The 16,937-nt window shown below is 64.6% G+C and carries 16 protein-coding genes; 11 read left to right on the forward strand and 5 right to left on the reverse strand.

Going from position 1 to position 16,937, the window contains the following annotated elements; all coding sequences use genetic code 11:
- The first annotated feature begins 161 nt into the window (after positions 1 to 161).
- Entirely contained in the window at positions 162 to 326 is a 165-nt protein-coding gene (locus JQ580_RS03035) for a Flp family type IVb pilin (protein ID WP_018317786.1), read from the forward strand.
- 265 nt (positions 327 to 591) lie between these two features.
- A complete protein-coding gene (locus JQ580_RS03040; RefSeq protein ID WP_091956437.1) occupies positions 592 to 1,272 on the forward strand; it encodes a TetR/AcrR family transcriptional regulator in 681 nt (226 codons plus the stop codon).
- Between the two features lie 154 nt (positions 1,273 to 1,426).
- On the opposite strand, the gene pyk is transcribed toward JQ580_RS03040, so the two are convergent.
- The gene (pyk, locus tag JQ580_RS03045; RefSeq protein WP_212278251.1) at positions 1,427 to 2,863 is read right to left on the reverse strand and encodes a pyruvate kinase; all 1,437 of its coding nucleotides are present in this window, start codon (positions 2,861 to 2,863) and stop codon (positions 1,427 to 1,429) included.
- Positions 2,860 to 3,459, reverse strand: coding sequence for a DUF1036 domain-containing protein (locus JQ580_RS03050; protein WP_212278252.1), 600 nt, complete (start codon positions 3,457 to 3,459; stop codon positions 2,860 to 2,862). Before JQ580_RS03050 ends, pyk begins: the two co-directional genes overlap by 4 nt.
- 166 nt (positions 3,460 to 3,625) lie before the next feature.
- Between JQ580_RS03050 and JQ580_RS03055 the strand changes: the two genes are divergently transcribed.
- Both JQ580_RS03055 and JQ580_RS03060 read left to right on the forward strand, forming a co-directional pair.
- Positions 3,626 to 3,937, forward strand: coding sequence for a DUF1244 domain-containing protein (locus JQ580_RS03055; RefSeq protein ID WP_212278253.1), 312 nt, complete (start codon positions 3,626 to 3,628; stop codon positions 3,935 to 3,937).
- Between the two features lie 194 nt (positions 3,938 to 4,131).
- Entirely contained in the window at positions 4,132 to 4,404 is a 273-nt protein-coding gene (locus JQ580_RS03060; protein WP_008546273.1) for a DUF2312 domain-containing protein, read from the forward strand.
- 426 nt (positions 4,405 to 4,830) lie between these two features.
- On the opposite strand, the gene mepK is transcribed toward JQ580_RS03060, so the two are convergent.
- The 3 genes from mepK to JQ580_RS03080 all read right to left on the reverse strand — a co-directional run bounded on the left by mepK (position 4,831) and on the right by JQ580_RS03080 (position 10,691).
- The gene (gene mepK, locus JQ580_RS03070; RefSeq protein WP_212278254.1) at positions 4,831 to 6,423 is read right to left on the reverse strand and encodes a peptidoglycan L,D-endopeptidase MepK; all 1,593 of its coding nucleotides are present in this window, start codon (positions 6,421 to 6,423) and stop codon (positions 4,831 to 4,833) included.
- Between the two features lie 270 nt (positions 6,424 to 6,693).
- On the reverse strand, positions 6,694 to 8,847 hold the full coding sequence (locus JQ580_RS03075; RefSeq protein ID WP_212278255.1) for a L,D-transpeptidase family protein: 2,154 nt from the start codon (positions 8,845 to 8,847) through the stop codon (positions 6,694 to 6,696).
- A gap of 347 nt (positions 8,848 to 9,194) precedes the next feature.
- A complete protein-coding gene (locus tag JQ580_RS03080) occupies positions 9,195 to 10,691 on the reverse strand; it encodes a sigma-54-dependent transcriptional regulator (protein ID WP_212278256.1) in 1,497 nt (498 codons plus the stop codon).
- A 127-nt stretch (positions 10,692 to 10,818) separates the two neighbouring features.
- Between JQ580_RS03080 and JQ580_RS03085 the strand changes: the two genes are divergently transcribed.
- From JQ580_RS03085 to JQ580_RS03115, 7 genes are all read left to right on the forward strand, one after another.
- Complete coding sequence (locus tag JQ580_RS03085) at positions 10,819 to 12,777, forward strand: M3 family oligoendopeptidase (RefSeq protein WP_212278257.1); 1,959 nt, start codon at positions 10,819 to 10,821, stop codon at positions 12,775 to 12,777.
- Between the two features lie 69 nt (positions 12,778 to 12,846).
- Positions 12,847 to 13,113 (forward strand): AbrB/MazE/SpoVT family DNA-binding domain-containing protein, encoded by a 267-nt coding sequence (locus JQ580_RS03090; RefSeq protein WP_212278258.1) that lies wholly within the window; start codon positions 12,847 to 12,849, stop codon positions 13,111 to 13,113.
- On the forward strand, positions 13,110 to 13,487 hold the full coding sequence (locus JQ580_RS03095; RefSeq protein WP_212278259.1) for a type II toxin-antitoxin system death-on-curing family toxin: 378 nt from the start codon (positions 13,110 to 13,112) through the stop codon (positions 13,485 to 13,487). The genes JQ580_RS03090 and JQ580_RS03095 overlap by 4 nt, the downstream gene beginning before the upstream one ends.
- 97 nt (positions 13,488 to 13,584) lie before the next feature.
- Positions 13,585 to 13,737 (forward strand): aa3-type cytochrome c oxidase subunit IV, encoded by a 153-nt coding sequence (locus tag JQ580_RS03100; protein WP_094976889.1) that lies wholly within the window; start codon positions 13,585 to 13,587, stop codon positions 13,735 to 13,737.
- A gap of 140 nt (positions 13,738 to 13,877) precedes the next feature.
- Positions 13,878 to 15,008: a Re/Si-specific NAD(P)(+) transhydrogenase subunit alpha gene (locus JQ580_RS03105; RefSeq protein WP_212278260.1), complete on the forward strand. Its 1,131-nt coding sequence runs from the start codon at positions 13,878 to 13,880 to the stop codon at positions 15,006 to 15,008.
- A gap of 22 nt (positions 15,009 to 15,030) precedes the next feature.
- Complete coding sequence (locus tag JQ580_RS03110) at positions 15,031 to 15,348, forward strand: proton-translocating transhydrogenase family protein (protein ID WP_018453812.1); 318 nt, start codon at positions 15,031 to 15,033, stop codon at positions 15,346 to 15,348.
- 42 nt (positions 15,349 to 15,390) lie between these two features.
- A complete protein-coding gene (locus tag JQ580_RS03115; protein WP_212278261.1) occupies positions 15,391 to 16,788 on the forward strand; it encodes an NAD(P)(+) transhydrogenase (Re/Si-specific) subunit beta in 1,398 nt (465 codons plus the stop codon).
- The last annotated feature ends 149 nt before the right edge of the window (positions 16,789 to 16,937 follow it).

Below are 16,937 nucleotides of genomic sequence, written 5' to 3' on the forward strand. Positions count from 1 at the left end.
ATTTACCATGGCCGAATACACGCAAACCGTTTGGTGTTTACGCAGTCGAATTAACTGCGGTGCAATTCTTTGCCTCTACGTTCGGTGCCATGGTCGGGCGGCGCTGGGAAGCCGGAAAGACCAGATCAGTTGTAGCCTCGTGTACTCATTTGGAGCACTCTATGAAGAACCTCGTTGCGCGTTTCCTGAAGGATGAATCCGGCGCCACCGCCATTGAATACGGCCTGATCGCCGCCGGCATCGCGCTGGCGATCATCACCGTCGTCAACAACCTCGGCACCACGCTGAACACCAAGTTCACCGCGATCTCGACCGGCCTCAAGTAAGACCGGACGACCTGGGAATTTCGGAGAGCCTCGTCCCTGACGGGGCTCTCTTTCTTTTGGGCGAAGCCCATAATGTGGCCGATGGTGCGGGCCGCACGCCCCGGCTACGGCGCGCCAGTCCAGCCGTCGTGACGCTTCGTGCATTTCCCATCTTGTCATCCCTTCTGAATAGTTGTTCAGTCCTTGCGGGGCGATTTATATCTTTTGACATGACGAAGCGCTTGGCCGCGGGGCGTGCGGCGGCGTGTGGGACAGGAAGCGCGCCATGGTTTATCGGCGGACGCATCAAGTGGTGAAGCGCCTTGCGGCGCGGCGCAGTGCGATCCTGACGGCCGCACGGGAGACTGCGGCGGAAGGCGGGATGGCGGCGGTGCAGATCGCACCCGTCGCGGTCAGGGCCAATGTCGCGGCCGGCACGGTCTACCGCTACTTCCCCTCCAAGGCCGAGTTGATCTCCGAACTCATTGCCGAGGTCTCCCGCGACGAGCTCGCGGCGATCCGTCGGGCGGCCGATGCCGCGCCGGGGCCGTCTTCGGCGCTGGCCGCGGCCGTGACGACCGTCGCGGTCCATACCCTGTCGCAGCGCCGGCTGGCCTGGGGCATTCTGGCCGAACCCGTCGATGTCGATGTCAGTGCCTCGCGCCTGGCCAGCCGGCGCGAGATCGCAGGCGAGATGGCTGCCCGGATCGACGCTGCGGTTCGCGCCGGTCACCTGCCGGCGCAGGACACCGCGCTCGCTGCCACCGCCTTGCTCGGCGCGCTGCATGAAGCCCTGGTCGGGCCGCTGGCGCCTGACAACCTCGACGATCCCGTCAAGATGCGCGACGCGGTGCAGACCGTGACGCTGCTGGCGCTGCGAGCTGTCGGCGTCATGGACGCCCGCGCCAGGGGTCTCGTGGTGCAGCAGACGCTGCTGCCGACCGCGAAGGCGCTGGTTGGGGCTTGAAATAGCCCTACCGACGAACTGGCCGGCCTGACGACGCTCAGGTCGTTGACCGAGCGATGCCTTTCGCGAAACCGCAGCAGGCTCGCCGAGTCCTCCGGCTACTTTGCATGGGGTTGTTTTTCGATTTTTGAGTCCGGCGGGCCCTGGCGGGGTCTTACATGTCCGCGTCGCCCTCGGGGCCGACCGAGGCGATGCGCACCATGTTGGTGGTGCCGGGGATGCCGAGCGGCACGCCTGCGACGATGATGACGCGTTGGCCGGCACGGACGAAGCCATCCCGGAACGCGATCTGGCCGGCGCGGCTGACCATGTCATCCTGATCGCGCGCGTCCTCTGCCACCACGCAATGCACGCCCCAGACCACCGCGAGCCGGCGGCCGGCGGTGATGTTCGGCGTGATCGCCACGATCGGCGGCTTGGGTCGTTCGCGCGCCACGCGCACCGCGGTCGAGCCCGATGAGGTCCAGCAGATCAAGGCAGGCAGGTCGAGGGTCTCGGCGATCTGCCGCGCGGCGTCGGCGATGGCGTCGCCTGCGGTGGATTCCGGCGCGGGGCGCTGCGCCGTGAGCACGGAACGATAGATGGGGTCGCGCTCGACCTCCTCGCCGATGCGGTTCATGGTCGAGACCGCCTCGACCGGGAATTTGCCGGCCGCCGATTCCGCCGACAGCATGATAGCGTCGGCGCCCTCATAGACCGCCGTGGCGACGTCGGAGACTTCGGCGCGGGTGGGCACTGGCGACTGGATCATCGATTCCAGCATCTGGGTTGCGACCACCACCGGCTTGCCGGCACGACGCGCCATCCGAGTCATCTGCTTCTGCAGGCTCGGCACGCGCTCCAGCGGGAGTTCGACGCCGAGATCGCCGCGCGCCACCATCAGCGCGTCGGAGGCTTCGAGGATGTCGGCAAGACGGTCGATTGCCTGCGGCTTCTCGATCTTGGCCATGACCGCGGCGCGGCCGCGGATCATCCTCTTGGCTTCGATGACGTCGTCGGCGCGCTGCACGAAGGACAGCGCGATCCAGTCGACGCCGGTGACCAATGCGGCCTCGAGGTCGGCGCGATCCTTCGGCGTCATCGCCGAGACCGCAAGGTCCGTATCCGGCAGGCTGACGCCCTTGCGATCGGACATCCGGCCGCCGACCACCACGCGCGTCACCGCGTGTTCTTTCGAGGTCTCTTCCGTGATCAGCCGTACCTTGCCGTCGTCGAGCAGCAGCGCGTGGCCGGGCCGCAGCGCGGCCAGGATTTCCGGATGCGGAAGATGCACACGCGTGGAATCGCCGGGGGTCTTGTCGGAATCCAGCGTAAACGTCTGGCCATTCTGCAACTGCACCGAGCCTTCGGCGAAGGCGCCGAGCCTCAGCTTCGGGCCCTGGAGATCGACCAGGATGCCGATCGGCCGGCCATAGCTGCTTTCGACGTTGCGGATCGTCGCCACCAGCTCCCGCATCTTGTCATGCGGCGTGTGGCTCATGTTGATGCGAAACAGGTCGGCGCCGGCTTCGAACAGGCGGCGGATCATCGCGAGGTCTGAAGAGGCTGGTCCGAGCGTCGCGAGAATCTTGATACGGCGGAGACGCCTCATGGCTTACTTCCAGACGGTGGCGAGGGAGCTGGCGGGAGGCCAGGCGCGGCGGGGGGCGTACCACCGGGCGGGCCATTGGGCAAACCCGGAACCCCGCCACCCGGGCCGACCGGGCCCGGCAGGCCCGGCACACGCTGCTGCTGCGACGGCTGCTCGTTGGCATCGGTGAGCTGCACCGTCCAGGCTCGCTGCTCCCCGGTGTCGACCTCGAAATAGCCGGTCCGGTCATAGCCCCGCGCGAGGCAATCCTCAGTGCCGCGGATGGTGAACTCCTTGTCGCGCGAGCACATGAAAGCCTGCCCCGACCACTCGCCGCCGCGGTCATAGTCGATCGCGTAGATGTAATAATAGCGGGCGACCAACGTTCCCCGCAGCAGGGTCTCGCAGGAGCGCGACGAGATGTTCCACCAGCCTTCGGTGGTCCAGCCCTCGGCGTCCTTGTAGCCGAGCGCAATGCCGACCCGGCTCGAGGTGTTGTTGCAGAGACGGAAATCGGCGGAGGCCGGGGTGGCGCAGAGGCACAGCAGCGCGACCACCAGCACCGGGACCAACCGGGCGAGCAGGCGAAGCGGGGAGCGGGGAGATTCGGCGATCATTGTCGCGGAAGCTATATCAGATCATTGATGATTTGGCGTAGGGGACGAGGAGGTGCCTCGAGGCCGGGTTCGGGTCCGTTTGCGCCGGGATATGGCAAAATCTGTGACAGGCCCCACCTGATCCCGTAAGGGTGACCACCATCGGGGCAGGTCCAAGGATATAGCCATGGCAATCGACGACAAAACCAGAACGGAGCTCGAGGCGGCCGCTTTCCGGCATCTGGTCGAACATCTGAAGACGCGGACCGACGTCCAGAACATCGACCTCATGAATCTGGCGGGCTTCTGCCGCAACTGCCTGTCCAATTGGCTCAAGGAGGCCGCCGACGCTCGAGGCGTCGCCTTGAGCAAGGACGAGAGCCGGGAGGCCGTCTACGGCATGCCCTACGAGACCTGGAAGTCGAAATACCAGGGCACGGCGACGCCCGAGCAGATCGAGACGATGAAGAAGGTCCACCCCCACGGCCACGGGCACTGAGCGGCCCCGCGAGCCACGCCTGAGACGCATCACACAACAGCTTTCTCGGCCTCGCCGCAGGAAGGTGTGGGCGCGCTGTGGACGAGCGCGATGCTGCCTTGAACGCGGTCGGTACGGACCCTAAGGGTCTATCAGCACGCGCGGTGAGGATGCCGGCGTCACCTCGTTTTGCCAGTTCCATTGGGAGTACCTAGATGGCCACCTCCGCCGCCGTCCGCGACGACGAGCCCGCGACGAAATTTGCCAAGGACCAGCTCAAATCCATCATCGAGCGCATCGAGCGGCTGGAAGAAGAGAAGAAGGCGATCTCCGACGACATCCGCGACGTCTATGCCGAGAGCAAGGGCAACGGCTACGACGTCAAGGCGCTGCGCACCATCGTGCGCCTGCGCAAGCAGGATCCCAACGAGCGCGCCGAGGCCGAGACCATTCTCGAGACCTACATGCAGGCGCTCGGCATGATCTGAGGCGCGTCGCTTCAAGCATCCCAGCCGTAGCCCGGATGGCGCGATAGCGAAATCCGGGTTCTTGCTGTGGGGACGCATCCCCGGATGACGCTTGCGCTCCATCCGGGCTACAAACTGAGCGTGTTTCGTTTGTGAACGGAGACGCGAATGATTGCGCCATCGTTGCCGCGCGAGGTGGGCCGTGCCTTCGGCGCTCTTCCCGTGCCGATCGGCAAGCGGCTTCAGGTGCGCGCGCTGATATTCGCGACCGCCGAGGCGCATCGCTGACGTATCATCTGGACCGGCGGGGGAAAAAGGCGAAATCGGCGCGCTTGTAGCTGGGATGAGCGAAGCGATATCCAGAAGGTCTCGGCGAGCGAAGCTATCCCGGACGCCTACTCGCTGATCCGGCCCACGAGACCGAATTCGCGGAGGGAGTTCGGCGCCTCAGCGCAACGCGGCCGTTCGCATCACGAACGACGTCGTCTGGAGCTTCGCGGTCGCGCTGCCCGAGAAACTGTCGCAGGACAGGCCGTGCATCGGGTCGTCGGCAAAGCCCATCGCGACCACGGCCTGCGGCTTGACGAAATAGCCGCGCAGCGCTGCTGTATCGAGCTCGCCCAGCAGCGTGACCGACATCGCGCGGCTGGCGCTCGGCGACAGCATCACGATCTTGAGCCAGATGCTCTCGTTCTTGGCGGCGGAGAGGCGGGTCGCAGTAGCAACCGCGCCGTCGACGTTCTTGCCGACCACCGTGTTGATTTCAGTGGCCTGGGCGACATTGCGCGACGCAGGACGGGCGGAGCGGGGGATTGGCGCGGAGGCGGCAACGACATTGGCGCGATCGACCGGAGAGGCGGCCGGCGCATAAGCCAGCGCCTGAAGGGCCGCGTTGGACACGCTCGCGGTTGGTTGTGCCTCGGTCGCGGCAGCCAGGGCCTGGCGGGCCTTCAGCGCGGCGATTTGAGCCGGCGTCGCCTGCTGCGGCGCGGTCGGGACATCATCCCAGAAGCCGCGGGCATTGATGATGTCGGCCGGGGTCTCCGGCTTGCCGTCCGCAGATTTGGCGGCCGGCTTGTCAGCCACGGCGGCGAGCTTCGGCTTGGGCGGCGCAACGAGTTGCGCGTCGGCCGAGGCGAGCTGGATCGTGGCGGCAATCTGGGGCTTGGCGCGCGGCGTCGGCACCGGGTCTGCGGGCTTGGCTGCCGGGGCGGGCGCGCCCTCGTCGTCCTCGTCGCTGCTGCCGGCGGCCGGTGCTGCCGATTTGCCCTTGAACAAGGCGGCAAAGAAATTCGGTTTGCTGCCGGAATCGTCGCCATTGCCGCGGCGCTCGATCTCGGCCTTGGCGAGCTCATAGCCCTTGAGCGGCGTGCCGTCGGTCGGCAGATGCACCGTCTTGCCGTCCGGGAAGACGCGAGCGAGCTGGTCATGCGTCATGCGCGGCCAGTGCCGGATGCTGCCTGTGTCCAGATGCACGAAGGGCGAGCCCGAGGTCGGATAGAAGCCGACGCCGCCGCGCTGCAGGCGCAGGCCGGCGAAGCGGATCTGCTCCAGCGGCACGCCCGGAATGTAGAAGTCCATCGCATGTCCCAGCATGTGCTGGCTGAAGCGCGCCACCCCGGAGGAGCGGCGGCGGAGCATGGCGTTGGTGGCGGGGGAGCGGTAGGAGGAGATGATCTGGATCGGCTGCTTGGCGTCGACGTCGCGGTAGACTTCCCACAGGATATCGAACAGGCGACGGTCCATGACCGTCTCGTCCTGGGTGCGCCAGTCGCGCAGGAAGTGATTGAGCTGCTTCAGCGCCGCTTCGTCGTAACGGCCCTCGCGCTTGAAGGTGACGGTCAGGTCTTCGCCGGAATGGGTGTGGTGGAAGGAGAGCGTCTTTGTCTCGCTCAGCGCGGCAGCGTTATGGACGGAACCCGCGGCAGCAAACAGCAATACGGCAGCCAGGCCGATCCGTGATCCGGCCTTCACTCCCGCATGGGACCACGACAGCACAGTAGATCGGCGTGCGAGACCAGTCAGCACGTTAGAGCCCACCCAGTCGACCAGCGTTCAAAATGGACTCTCCCGCAACCCCGTTTAGCGCGCGAAAGAGGGTGAACGCTTTCTTAAAACGAGAAGGTTAATTCGAGGTTGACCTTCTCGCCCCCAAACCAAGTCAGAATACAAACCTAACCGGGTGAGTGTGGCAAAAAAACGCCCGCTGCCCCAAGCGAGATGGACAATGGTTAACGTTAAAACGGCCCCATCCATGAGATGAGGCCGTTGATTTCGCTGTCGAATTCAGAAAACGGAGGCCGTGTGGGCTTACCGGGTGAACACCCGCTGCTGCTGAGGCCGGCGGCCGACCGGAGCCGGCGGGGGCGTCGGCGCCCCGAACAGCCGCTCGAAGAAGTTTGGTCCGGACGAGCCGAAGCCACCGCCATTATTAGCCACCGCCACGCCTGAGGGCAGGGTCGTCGCCGGGCGCGAATAGCTCGGCTGCGAGTGCGCAACGACGGCCTCGAGATCCTTGCCGCTCTTGTTCTTCAGGATGTTGATCATGGTCGCGTCGCGGCCATAGACATCCTTGCGGAACTGCAGCTTGCCGGCGTCGTCCACGAAGGCGGTCTGATAGGTGATGTTGACCGGGATCGGTGTGGGGAATTTCAGGTCGACCTCGCTCTTGCCGTACATGCTGCGCACGCGCTCGGGCGTGTACTTCTCGTTCGGCATGACAATGTTGAGCAGCACGGACGCATACTGATCCGGGTTCTGCACCCGCATGCAGCCATGGCTGAAGGCACGTTCGTCTCTGGCAAACAGATTCTTGTCCGGCGTGTCGTGCTGGTAGACCAAAAACTTGTTCGGGAAGTTGAAGCGAATGCGGCCGAGCGCGTTGGCCTCACCCGGCGGCTGCGAGATGTGCACCGAACCGTCTCGGTTCTGCTCGAGCTTGAGGCCCATGCGCTGGAGCACAGTCGGGTCCTGCTGAAGCGCCGGCAGGTATTCGTTGTAGACGATCGAGGGCGGCACATTCCAGGTCGGGTTGACCGTGATGTACTTCATCGTCTCGGTAAGCAGCGGGGTCGCGTGCGTGCCCGGCTTGCCGGTGACGACGCGGGTGGTCCAGACCTGCTGGCCACGCTGCATGACCTTCAGCGTGTAGTCGGGAATGTTGAGGATGACATAGGCGTCGCCCAACGCGGGCGCGCCGAGATCGCGCGGCAGCCAGCGCCAGCGTTCCATGTTCACCAGGACTACGTCGATCTGCTTGTCGCGTTTCGGGGTGTTGAGCGCCTTGACCGTCTTGTCGTCGAGGATGCCGGTCGCCTTCATCTCGGCGCCGCTCTGGAATTTGCGCACGGCGTCGGCGACCGCTGCGTCATAGCGGGTGTCGCCGGCGTTCTCGGCGAGGCCGAGCTTGACGCGGAGCTGAGGCACGCGCGGATCTTCCACGACGATCTCAGCCTGCTTCTTGTGGGCCGGGGTATATTTCAGCGCCGGACCGTCGGCGATCTCGATCACCGGGCCGTTGCCCTGGCCGCGAAGCTCCGCAAGCTTGGCCTTCAGCTCCTTGTAGAGCTTGTGCGGCGGATTGTAGCTGTCGAGCGCGGCAGAGGCATCCGTCGCGGTCGTGACCTTGGCGAGCACCTCGTTCGGATCGACCGGATGCTCGGGATAGAGGATGTCGCCGCTGACCTGCGACCAATGCATGCGGCCGCTCTGAGCCTGGCGCGCATAGTCGAACATGCTGGCGGTGAGCTTGAGCTCGGCGTCGGCCAGCGCATCGGGCGAGGTGGCGCCGGCGAAATCGGGCACCGGATAATCGGCGGGATTGAGGCCGTCGGACGCCGCGTCCTTCAGCCGTGCGATGACGCCCTTGGCTGCGGGTGTCACGCTGCCGGATTGGGTCCAGACCGGGGCGAAGTCGCGGGCACCATAGAACTTCTCGATCGCGGCGCGCTCGTTCTTGCGGTCGAAATAGCGCGAGGTCTTGGTGCCGATGATGTCCTTGAGCTTGTCGGCGACCGGCTGGTCGGCGGCGGGAACGTTGCTCGCGGCTTTCACGGGCTCAGCGGCTGGAGCTGCAGCCGTGGCGGGTGCCGCCGGCGCAGCGGTTGCGGGCTCGGATTTCGCGGTCTCGCTCTTCGGCGCCTCGGGCGCAGGCGTGGTGGCGACGTCGGACGGCTTGGTTTCGACCTTCTCGGGGGCCGGAGCCGGCGCGACGTCAGCCCTCACAGGCTCCTTGGCGGCGTCCTGAACCGTGGCGGTGGTGTCGAGCTTGATGTCCGACGCCGTCGGGGGCGGGACGTTGGCCGGCTCGGGACGCGGAATCGCGGCTTCGATTGCGAGCTCGGCGGCGCTGCTGCGCGCCTGATCCTGAGCCAGGGCCGAGCCGGCGGACACCGTGAGGAAGGTTGCCGCGACCGTCATCAAGACGCGGTCGAAGCCTGCACGGTGGTTTAAACAGTCACGCATTGTGTCGCACCCCTCGGGTGAACTGTCCCTCGTGGAACAGCTTTGTTGTCGCCTATAGAGCTTCGGCTAAACCGCGCCGGCCTCTCGAAAGTTGCACGCCTGCACGCAACGATTCCCACGCAGACGATATACAGGGCCCGGTTTTGCAGCCAGCGCTAACCGGGACAACTCACGCCAAACTGACTTCACGGGAGCCTCTTGGCAACGCATTGTGCGCTTGCCCGACGCGCTTTTCCCTGTGTCTGTCACTTCCAAGTCACGGTTCAAGCCACGGTCGAATTCTGTCGTTGTGCGAACGGCTTACAGCTGGTCGCATTTCGTCCTGCGAACCTCCGTTCGCATGAGGCTCAGTGCGTCTCCTGATCGCTTTTCCCGCCATGCCCGGGAACACCGGCTTCGTCGAGTTTGCGGTAGAGGGTGGACCGGCCGATTTTGAGGCGGCGGGCGACCTCGGACATCTGGCCGCGGTAGTGCGAGATCGCGAAGCGGATGATCTCGTTCTCCATCTCGTCCAGCGAGCGGACGTCACCGGTCGGGGTGAGCAGGGCGAGAGTTCCCGCCGCCGGAAGCGGCGCGATCGGTATTTCATTACCTGATACCATCGAAGGGGCTGCAGCCGGCTCGAGCATCAACGGGGCGGTTGGAATCTCTGTTGCGGGATGCGGCTGCGAGGCGAGCAGAGGGAAATCGCCAAGGCCGAGCTGGTCGCCCTCGCTCATCACCACCGCACGGTAGACCGCGTTCTCGAGCTGGCGGATGTTGCCGGGCCAGTCGAGCTTGGCGAGATGCGCCATGGCCTCGCCGCTGATGCCTGTGATCTGACGGTTCTCCTCGGCGGCAAAGCGCGCCAGGAAATGCCGGAGCAGATGCGGGATGTCTTCGCGGCGGCTCCTGAGCGAGGGGATCGTCAGCGGCAGCACGTGCAGGCGATAGAACAGGTCTTCCCGGAAGTGTCCCTGTTTCACCCGCTCCAGCAGCCGGCGATTGGTTGCCGAGACGATGCGGACGTCGACCTTGACGGGCTTGCGGCCGCCGACCGCCTCGACGGCGCCTTCCTGGAGCGCGCGGAGCAGCTTGACCTGCGCGGCCAGCGGCAGCTCGCTGACCTCGTCGAGGAACAGCGTGCCGCCATGGGCCTCGACGAACTTGCCCATGTGACGTTCGGTGGCGCCGGTGAAGGCACCCTTTTCGTGGCCGAACAGAATGGACTCGACGAGGTTGTCGGGGATCGCGCCGCAATTGACCGCGACGAAAGGCTTTGCCTTGCGCTCGCCGCTGCCATGGATGGCGCGCGCGAACATCTCCTTGCCGACGCCGGACTCGCCTTCGATCAGAACGGGTATGGAGGAGTTCGCCGCCTTCTGCGCCGCGCGCATGACCGGCGCCATGGCTTCGGCGCGGGTGATGATGTCGGAGAAGGTCAGCCGGCCCTCGCGGCTGTGCCGGATGCGCTGCAATTCGCCCTTGAGCGCGGAGGCGTTGAGCGCGTTGCGCAAGGAAACCTGGAGCCGCTCCACACCAACCGGCTTGACCACGAAATCGGCCGCGCCGGCGCGCATCGCCGAGATCACATTGTCTATGCCGCCATGGGCGGTCTGCACGATGACGGGGACGCTGAGGCCCGCTTCGCGGATTTTCGCCAGCACGCCCATGCCGTCGAGGCCGGGCATCACGAGATCGAGGATGACGGCGTCGATGGCCGGCGCATCGGGGGCGGTGAGGGCGGCGATCGCGGCGTCACCGGAGTCCACGACGACCGTCTCATAGCCGCATTTCTGCACCATGTTCTCGACCAGCCGGCGGGCCACGGCATCGTCGTCGGCGATCAAAATACTGGCAGCCATGGTGTTCCCCGCACGCTACTACTATCTGTCTCGAATCGGGGCACTCTGGCCGAAGCCGATTAACGCACTCTTAAACCTTGATGCCCCCGCCCGTCGCTGCGATTGTTGAACACAGGTTTCCCACACAATGAATTCGCGATCCAAGCCTGCTCTCAAAACGCCTGCTCTCAAAACGTCCGCCCTCAAGAAGTTCGCTTCCGGCAAGCCCGCGCTTCGAAATCCGAAATCTGCTGCCAAGGCCAAATCCTCCAAACCTTCAGTCGCCAAGCCGTCATCTGCGAAGCCGTCACCCGCGAAGGCTGCGAGCAAGACCGGCAAGCTTCCGGAGTGGAACCTGGCTGATCTCTATTCCGGAATCGATGCGCCGGAAGTGGCGCGCGATCTCGAAAAGATGGATGCCGACTGTGTCGCGTTCGAGACCGACTACAAGGGCAAGCTGGCGACAGGGACAGCAAACGAAGACGGCGGAAAATGGCTCGCGGGAGCCGTGCGACGCTATGAGGCAATCGACGATCTAGCCGGCCGGCTGGGTTCCTATGCCGGGCTCGTCCACGCCGGCGACAGCGTTGACCCCAAGATTTCAAAGTTTTACGGCGACGTTTCGGAACGCCTGACCGCGGCGTCCACGCATCTTCTGTTCTTCGCGCTCGAGCTCAACCGTATCGATGACGATATTTTGAACCGTGCGATGGAGACGCCGGAGCTCGCGCATTATCGCCCGTGGATCGAGGATCTGCGCAAGGAGAAGCCGTATCAGCTCGACGACAAGCTCGAGCAGCTTTTCCTGGAAAAAGCGCAGACCGGCTATTCCGCCTTCAACCGGCTGTTCGACCAGACCATCTCCGGATTGCGCTTCAAGGTCGGGTCCAAGGAGCTGGCGATCGAGCCGACGCTCAACCTGCTGCAGGACCGTGACGGCGCCAAGCGCAAGGCTGCAGCGGGGGCGCTGGCAAAGACCTTCAAGGCCAATGAGCGCACCTTTGCCCTGATCACCAACACGCTCGCCAAGGACAAGGACATCTCCGACCGCTGGCGCGGATTCAAGGATGTTGCGGATTCCCGCCATCTCAACAACCGCGTCGAGCGCGAGGTGGTGGATGCGCTGGTCGCCTCCGTGCGCGCGGCCTATCCAAAGCTGTCGCATCGTTATTACGCGCTGAAGGCGAAGTGGTTCGGCAAGAAGCGGCTGGCTTATTGGGATCGCAACGCGCCGCTGCCCTTTGCCGCGACCGATACCATCGGCTGGCCCGACGCCCGCAACATGGTGTTGACGGCCTATCGCGGCTTCTCGCCCAAAATGGCTGATATCGCCGAGCGCTTCTTCACCGATCGCTGGATCGACGCGCCGGTGCGGCCGGGCAAGGCGCCGGGTGCCTTCTCGCATCCGACCACCCCGTCGGCGCATCCCTATGTGCTGATGAACTACCAGGGCAAGCCGCGCGACGTGATGACGCTCGCTCACGAACTCGGCCATGGCGTGCACCAGGTGCTGGCGGCGAAGAACGGGGCGCTGATGGCGCCGACGCCGCTGACGCTGGCCGAGACCGCCAGCGTATTCGGCGAGATGCTGACCTTCCGGCGGCTCCTGGCCCGGACCAAGAATGCAAGACAGCGCCAGGCGCTGCTCGCCGGCAAGGTCGAGGACATGATCAACACCGTGGTGCGGCAGATCGCGTTTTACTCGTTCGAGCGCGCGGTCCACACCGAGCGCAAGAACGGCGAACTCACCGCGACGCGGCTCGGCGAGATCTGGCTGTCGGTGCAAGGCGACAGCCTTGGTCCGGCCATCGAGATCAAGGCGGGTTATGAGAACTACTGGATGTACATCCCGCACTTCATCCATTCGCCCTTCTACGTCTACGCCTATGCTTTCGGCGACTGCCTCGTGAACTCGCTCTATGCGGTCTACGAGAACGCGGCCGAGGGTTTTGCCGAGCGTTATCTCGACATGCTCGCCGCCGGCGGCACCAAGCATTATTCCGAGCTGCTGCGGCCGTTCGGGCTCGATGCCAAAGACCCGAAGTTCTGGGACGGTGGGCTTTCGGTCATCGCCGGCATGATCGACGAGCTGGAGGCAACGGGCTGAAGGGCGCGTAAAACATTTGTTGAACAGTCATTTGCCACGTGTTATACAAGTGTATAACGAGGTGCAGCCTTGGACGAGAATGCGGATCGCAAGGATCTGACGAGCAATTCCACTGTGCTTCAGGTGCGCAAGATCGGCAATTCCATCGGCGTTATCCTGCCGAAGGAGCTTGCTGCTCGTCTAAACCTCAAAGAGGGCGATAAGCTGTTTCCGGTCGAGCAATCGGACGGTGGGGTGTTGCTGACGCCCCGAGATCCCGACTTCGAAAGAGCGATGGAAGTCGCGCGGCGAGGCATGAAGCGTTATCGCAACGCTCTCGCTGAGCTTGCTAAGTGAACGAGCCGTTCTGGCTGACGCGTCGAATCATCATTGCGATCCACGACGAACAGCTTGCGATCCACGGTGGTGCCAGCGGCCTGAGGGACGAAGGCATGCTCGACTCCGCGCTCGATCGGCCCAGAACCAAATGGGCGTACGATCTCCCTGAGTTGGCTGCGACGTATGCGGTCGGTCTCGCACGCAATTGTCCGTTCGTCGACGGCAACAAGCGCACGTCTCTGCTGGCGCTATACACGTTTCTCGGCATCAATGGCGTCGACTACGTTGTGCCCGAGGCGGAAGCCGCCGTCATCATCCTGTCGCTCGCCGCCGGCGAAGTCAGCGAGGAGAGTCTGACGCGCTGGATCCGCGACAATTCGGATTCCAAATGAGCCGATTTGCAGGAAAACCGCGCTTGCCTGCCGTTGCCCTGCTCGCAGGTTTCAGGTATCCCAGCCCAAGAATTCGACTTTCGACTGGGGACATTCCATGGCTGACCATAGCGAAGTGGCGTACACCACCGCCGACGGCAACGACTACATTGCCCACGAGCAGACCTATGAGGGCTTCATCAAGCTGGTGAAGTACGGCACGGTCTCGGTTGCGCTCATCGTGATCCTGATGGCGGTCTTCCTGACCTGATCCATCGACGGTTGCATCCGCCAGCGCCGGCGGCTGCTCATAGAATTTGCATACAAGCCGGTTCCAAAACCGGTATCGAAACGTTGCGGGAGTAACGCTAAGTTCGCGTGCGCGTTTTTGTCCGCGTCGCCGGAGGGCCTATGAAGATCGCCGTTGCCAAGGAAATCGATCCGTCGGAGCCGCGCGTCGCCGCTTCGCCTGATACGGTGAAGAAGTTCAAGGCGTTGGGCGCCGAGATCGCCGTCGAGCCGGGCGCCGGCATCAAATCGGGTCTTCCGGATTCCGAGTTCACGGCCGCCGGCGCCACCGTCAGCGCAGATGCGCTGAAGGACGCCGACATCATCATCAAGGTGAAGCGCCCCGAAGCCTCCGAGCTCGCGCAATACAAGCGCGGAGCACTCGTCATCGCGATCATGGATCCCTATGGCAACGAGGCCGCGCTGAAGACGATCGCCGATGCCGGCGTTTCCGCTTTCGCGATGGAGCTGATGCCGCGCATCACCCGCGCGCAGGTGATGGATGTGCTGTCTTCGCAGGCGAATCTCGCCGGCTACCGCGCGGTGATCGAGGGCGCCGAGGCGTTCGGCCGCGCCTTCCCGATGATGATGACGGCGGCCGGCACCGTGCCTGCCGCAAAAGTGTTCGTGATGGGCGTCGGCGTCGCCGGTCTCCAGGCGATCGCGACCGCGCGCCGTCTCGGCGCCGTCGTCACCGCGACCGACGTGCGGCCCGCCACCAAGGAGCAGGTCGAATCGCTCGGCGCGAAATTCCTCGCCGTCGAGAACGAGGAGTTCAAGAACGCCCAGACCGCCGGCGGCTACGCCAAGGAAATGTCCAAGGAATACCAGGCCAAGCAGGCCGCGCTCACCGCCGAGCACATCAAGAAGCAGGACATCGTGATCACCACCGCGCTGATCCCGGGCCGGCCTGCGCCGAAGCTCGTCTCCGGCGAGATGGTCAGGTCGATGAAGCCGGGCTCGGTGCTGGTCGATCTCGCCGTCGAGCGCGGCGGCAATGTCGAGGGCGCCAGGCCGGGCGAGGTCGTCGACCTCGATGGCATCAAGATCGTCGGCTACACCAACGTCGCCGGCCGCGTCGCCGCATCGGCCTCGAGCCTCTACGCGCGCAACCTGTTTTCCTTCATCGAGACCATGGTCGACAAGAAGGAGAAGAAGCTCGCCGTGAACTGGGACGATGAGCTCGTCAAGGCCACCGCCCTGACCAGGGACGGTGCCGTGATCCACCCGAATTTCCAGCCCAAATCATCTTAATCGGGCGTCAGGAGACATCACCATGGAGCATGTTGCACAGGTCGTCGACCCCTTCGTCTTCCGGCTGTCGATCTTCGTCCTCGCCGTCTTCGTCGGTTATTTCGTGGTGTGGTCGGTGACCCCGGCACTGCATACGCCGCTGATGAGCGTGACCAACGCGATCTCCTCGGTGATCGTGGTCGGCGCGCTGCTCGCCGTCGGCGTCGGCATGATCTCGAGCGGTTCGGGATGGGCGCGTGGCTTCGGCTTCATCGCGCTGATCTTCGCCTGCGTGAATATCTTCGGCGGCTTCCTTGTCACCCAGCGCATGCTGGCGATGTACAAGAAGAAGGTAAAGTGACCGGCGTGCACCTCGGGGTGACGAAGACAAAGGGGACCTGAGATGAACGCCAATCTGGCAGCAGTTCTTTATCTTGTGGCGGGTGTGCTGTTCATCCTGTCGCTGCGCGGGTTGTCCAGCCCGGCGACGTCGCGCCAGGGTAATTTCTTCGGCATGATCGGCATGGCGATCGCGGTCGCCACGACGCTGGCGAGCCATCCGCCGGCCGATGGTCTCGCCTGGGTGCTGGTCATTCTCGGCATCGCGATTGGTGGCTCGATCGGTGCGGTCATCGCGCGCCGCGTGCCGATGACCTCGATGCCTGAACTGGTCGCCGCCTTCCACTCGCTGGTCGGCATGGCCGCGGTCCTGGTCGCCGCCGGCGCGTTCTACGCGCCCGAGGCCTTCGACATCGGCACTCCCGGCAACATCCATCCGCAGAGCCTGGTCGAGATGTCGCTCGGCGTCGCCATCGGCGCGCTGACCTTCACCGGCTCGGTGATCGCGTTCCTGAAGCTGTCCGCACGCATGAGCGGCGCACCGATCATCCTGCCCGCCCGTCACATCATCAACATCGCGATCGCAGTGGCGCTGGTGTTCTTCATCGTCCGCCTGGTCCTGACCGGCGGCGCGTTCGACTTCTGGCTGATCGTCATCCTGGCGCTGGCGCTCGGCGTGCTCATGATCATCCCGATCGGCGGCGCCGACATGCCGGTCGTGATCTCGATGCTGAACTCCTATTCCGGCTGGGCCGCGGCCGGCATCGGCTTCACGCTCGGCAATTCCGCGCTGATCATCACCGGCGCGCTCGTCGGCTCGTCCGGTGCGATCCTGTCCTACATCATGTGCCACGCGATGAACCGGTCCTTCATCTCGGTCATCCTCGGCGGCTTCGGCGGCGAGACCGCTGCGGCCGGCGGTGGCGGCGGCGAGCAGAAGCCCGCCAAGCTCGGCTCGGCCGACGACGCAGCCTTCATCATGAAGAATGCCCAGAAGGTCATCATCGTGCCCGGCTACGGCATGGCGGTGGCGCAGGCGCAGCACGCGCTGCGCGAGATGGGCGACATCCTGAAGAAGGAAGGCGTGGAGGTGAAGTATGCCATTCATCCGGTCGCCGGCCGCATGCCCGGCCACATGAATGTGCTGCTGGCCGAGGCCAACGTTCCCTACGACGAGGTGTTCGAGCTCGAGGACATCAACTCGGAGTTCGCGCAGGCCGACATCGCCTTCGTCATCGGCGCCAACGACGTCACCAATCCGGCCGCCGAAGAGGACAAGACTTCGCCGATCTACGGCATGCCCGTGCTGCAAGTCTGGAAGGCCGGCACCGTGATGTTCATCAAGCGCTCGCTAGCCTCCGGCTATGCCGGCATCGACAATCCGCTGTTCTACCGCGACAACACCATGATGCTGCTCGGCGACGCCAAGAAGGTCACCGAGAACATCGTCAAGGCGATGTAGCACGCGACGGAAACCGACCGTGGCCATCGACAGGGAATGGCACCGGTCTCATCGCAGGCCGCTCAGGGCGACGCTCGAGCAACGCGTCGCATGGCATGCCACCCACAAGGTGGCGTGCGGTGGCCGCGACGTACCGGCGAGCCTCCGGC

Source organism: Bradyrhizobium sp. SZCCT0148, assembly GCF_018129985.1.
Classification (GTDB): Bacteria; Pseudomonadota; Alphaproteobacteria; order Rhizobiales; family Xanthobacteraceae; genus Bradyrhizobium; species Bradyrhizobium japonicum_H.

What these genes read in the sequence shown, in the direction of transcription:
- JQ580_RS03035 (WP_018317786.1), top strand. Translation starts at nt 162, where the DNA reads ATGAAGAACCTCGTTGCGCGTTTCCTGAAGGATGAATCCGGCGCCACC.
- JQ580_RS03040 (WP_091956437.1), top strand. Translation starts at nt 592, where the DNA reads ATGGTTTATCGGCGGACGCATCAAGTGGTGAAGCGCCTTGCGGCGCGG.
- pyk (WP_212278251.1), bottom strand. Translation starts at nt 2,863, where the DNA reads ATGAGGCGTCTCCGCCGTATCAAGATTCTCGCGACGCTCGGACCAGCC.
- JQ580_RS03050 (WP_212278252.1), bottom strand. Translation starts at nt 3,459, where the DNA reads ATGATCGCCGAATCTCCCCGCTCCCCGCTTCGCCTGCTCGCCCGGTTG.
- JQ580_RS03055 (WP_212278253.1), top strand. Translation starts at nt 3,626, where the DNA reads ATGGCAATCGACGACAAAACCAGAACGGAGCTCGAGGCGGCCGCTTTC.
- JQ580_RS03060 (WP_008546273.1), top strand. Translation starts at nt 4,132, where the DNA reads ATGGCCACCTCCGCCGCCGTCCGCGACGACGAGCCCGCGACGAAATTT.
- JQ580_RS03075 (WP_212278255.1), bottom strand. Translation starts at nt 8,847, where the DNA reads ATGCGTGACTGTTTAAACCACCGTGCAGGCTTCGACCGCGTCTTGATG.
- JQ580_RS03080 (WP_212278256.1), bottom strand. Translation starts at nt 10,691, where the DNA reads ATGGCTGCCAGTATTTTGATCGCCGACGACGATGCCGTGGCCCGCCGG.
- JQ580_RS03085 (WP_212278257.1), top strand. Translation starts at nt 10,819, where the DNA reads ATGAATTCGCGATCCAAGCCTGCTCTCAAAACGCCTGCTCTCAAAACG.
- JQ580_RS03100 (WP_094976889.1), top strand. Translation starts at nt 13,585, where the DNA reads ATGGCTGACCATAGCGAAGTGGCGTACACCACCGCCGACGGCAACGAC.
- JQ580_RS03105 (WP_212278260.1), top strand. Translation starts at nt 13,878, where the DNA reads ATGAAGATCGCCGTTGCCAAGGAAATCGATCCGTCGGAGCCGCGCGTC.
- JQ580_RS03110 (WP_018453812.1), top strand. Translation starts at nt 15,031, where the DNA reads ATGGAGCATGTTGCACAGGTCGTCGACCCCTTCGTCTTCCGGCTGTCG.
- JQ580_RS03115 (WP_212278261.1), top strand. Translation starts at nt 15,391, where the DNA reads ATGAACGCCAATCTGGCAGCAGTTCTTTATCTTGTGGCGGGTGTGCTG.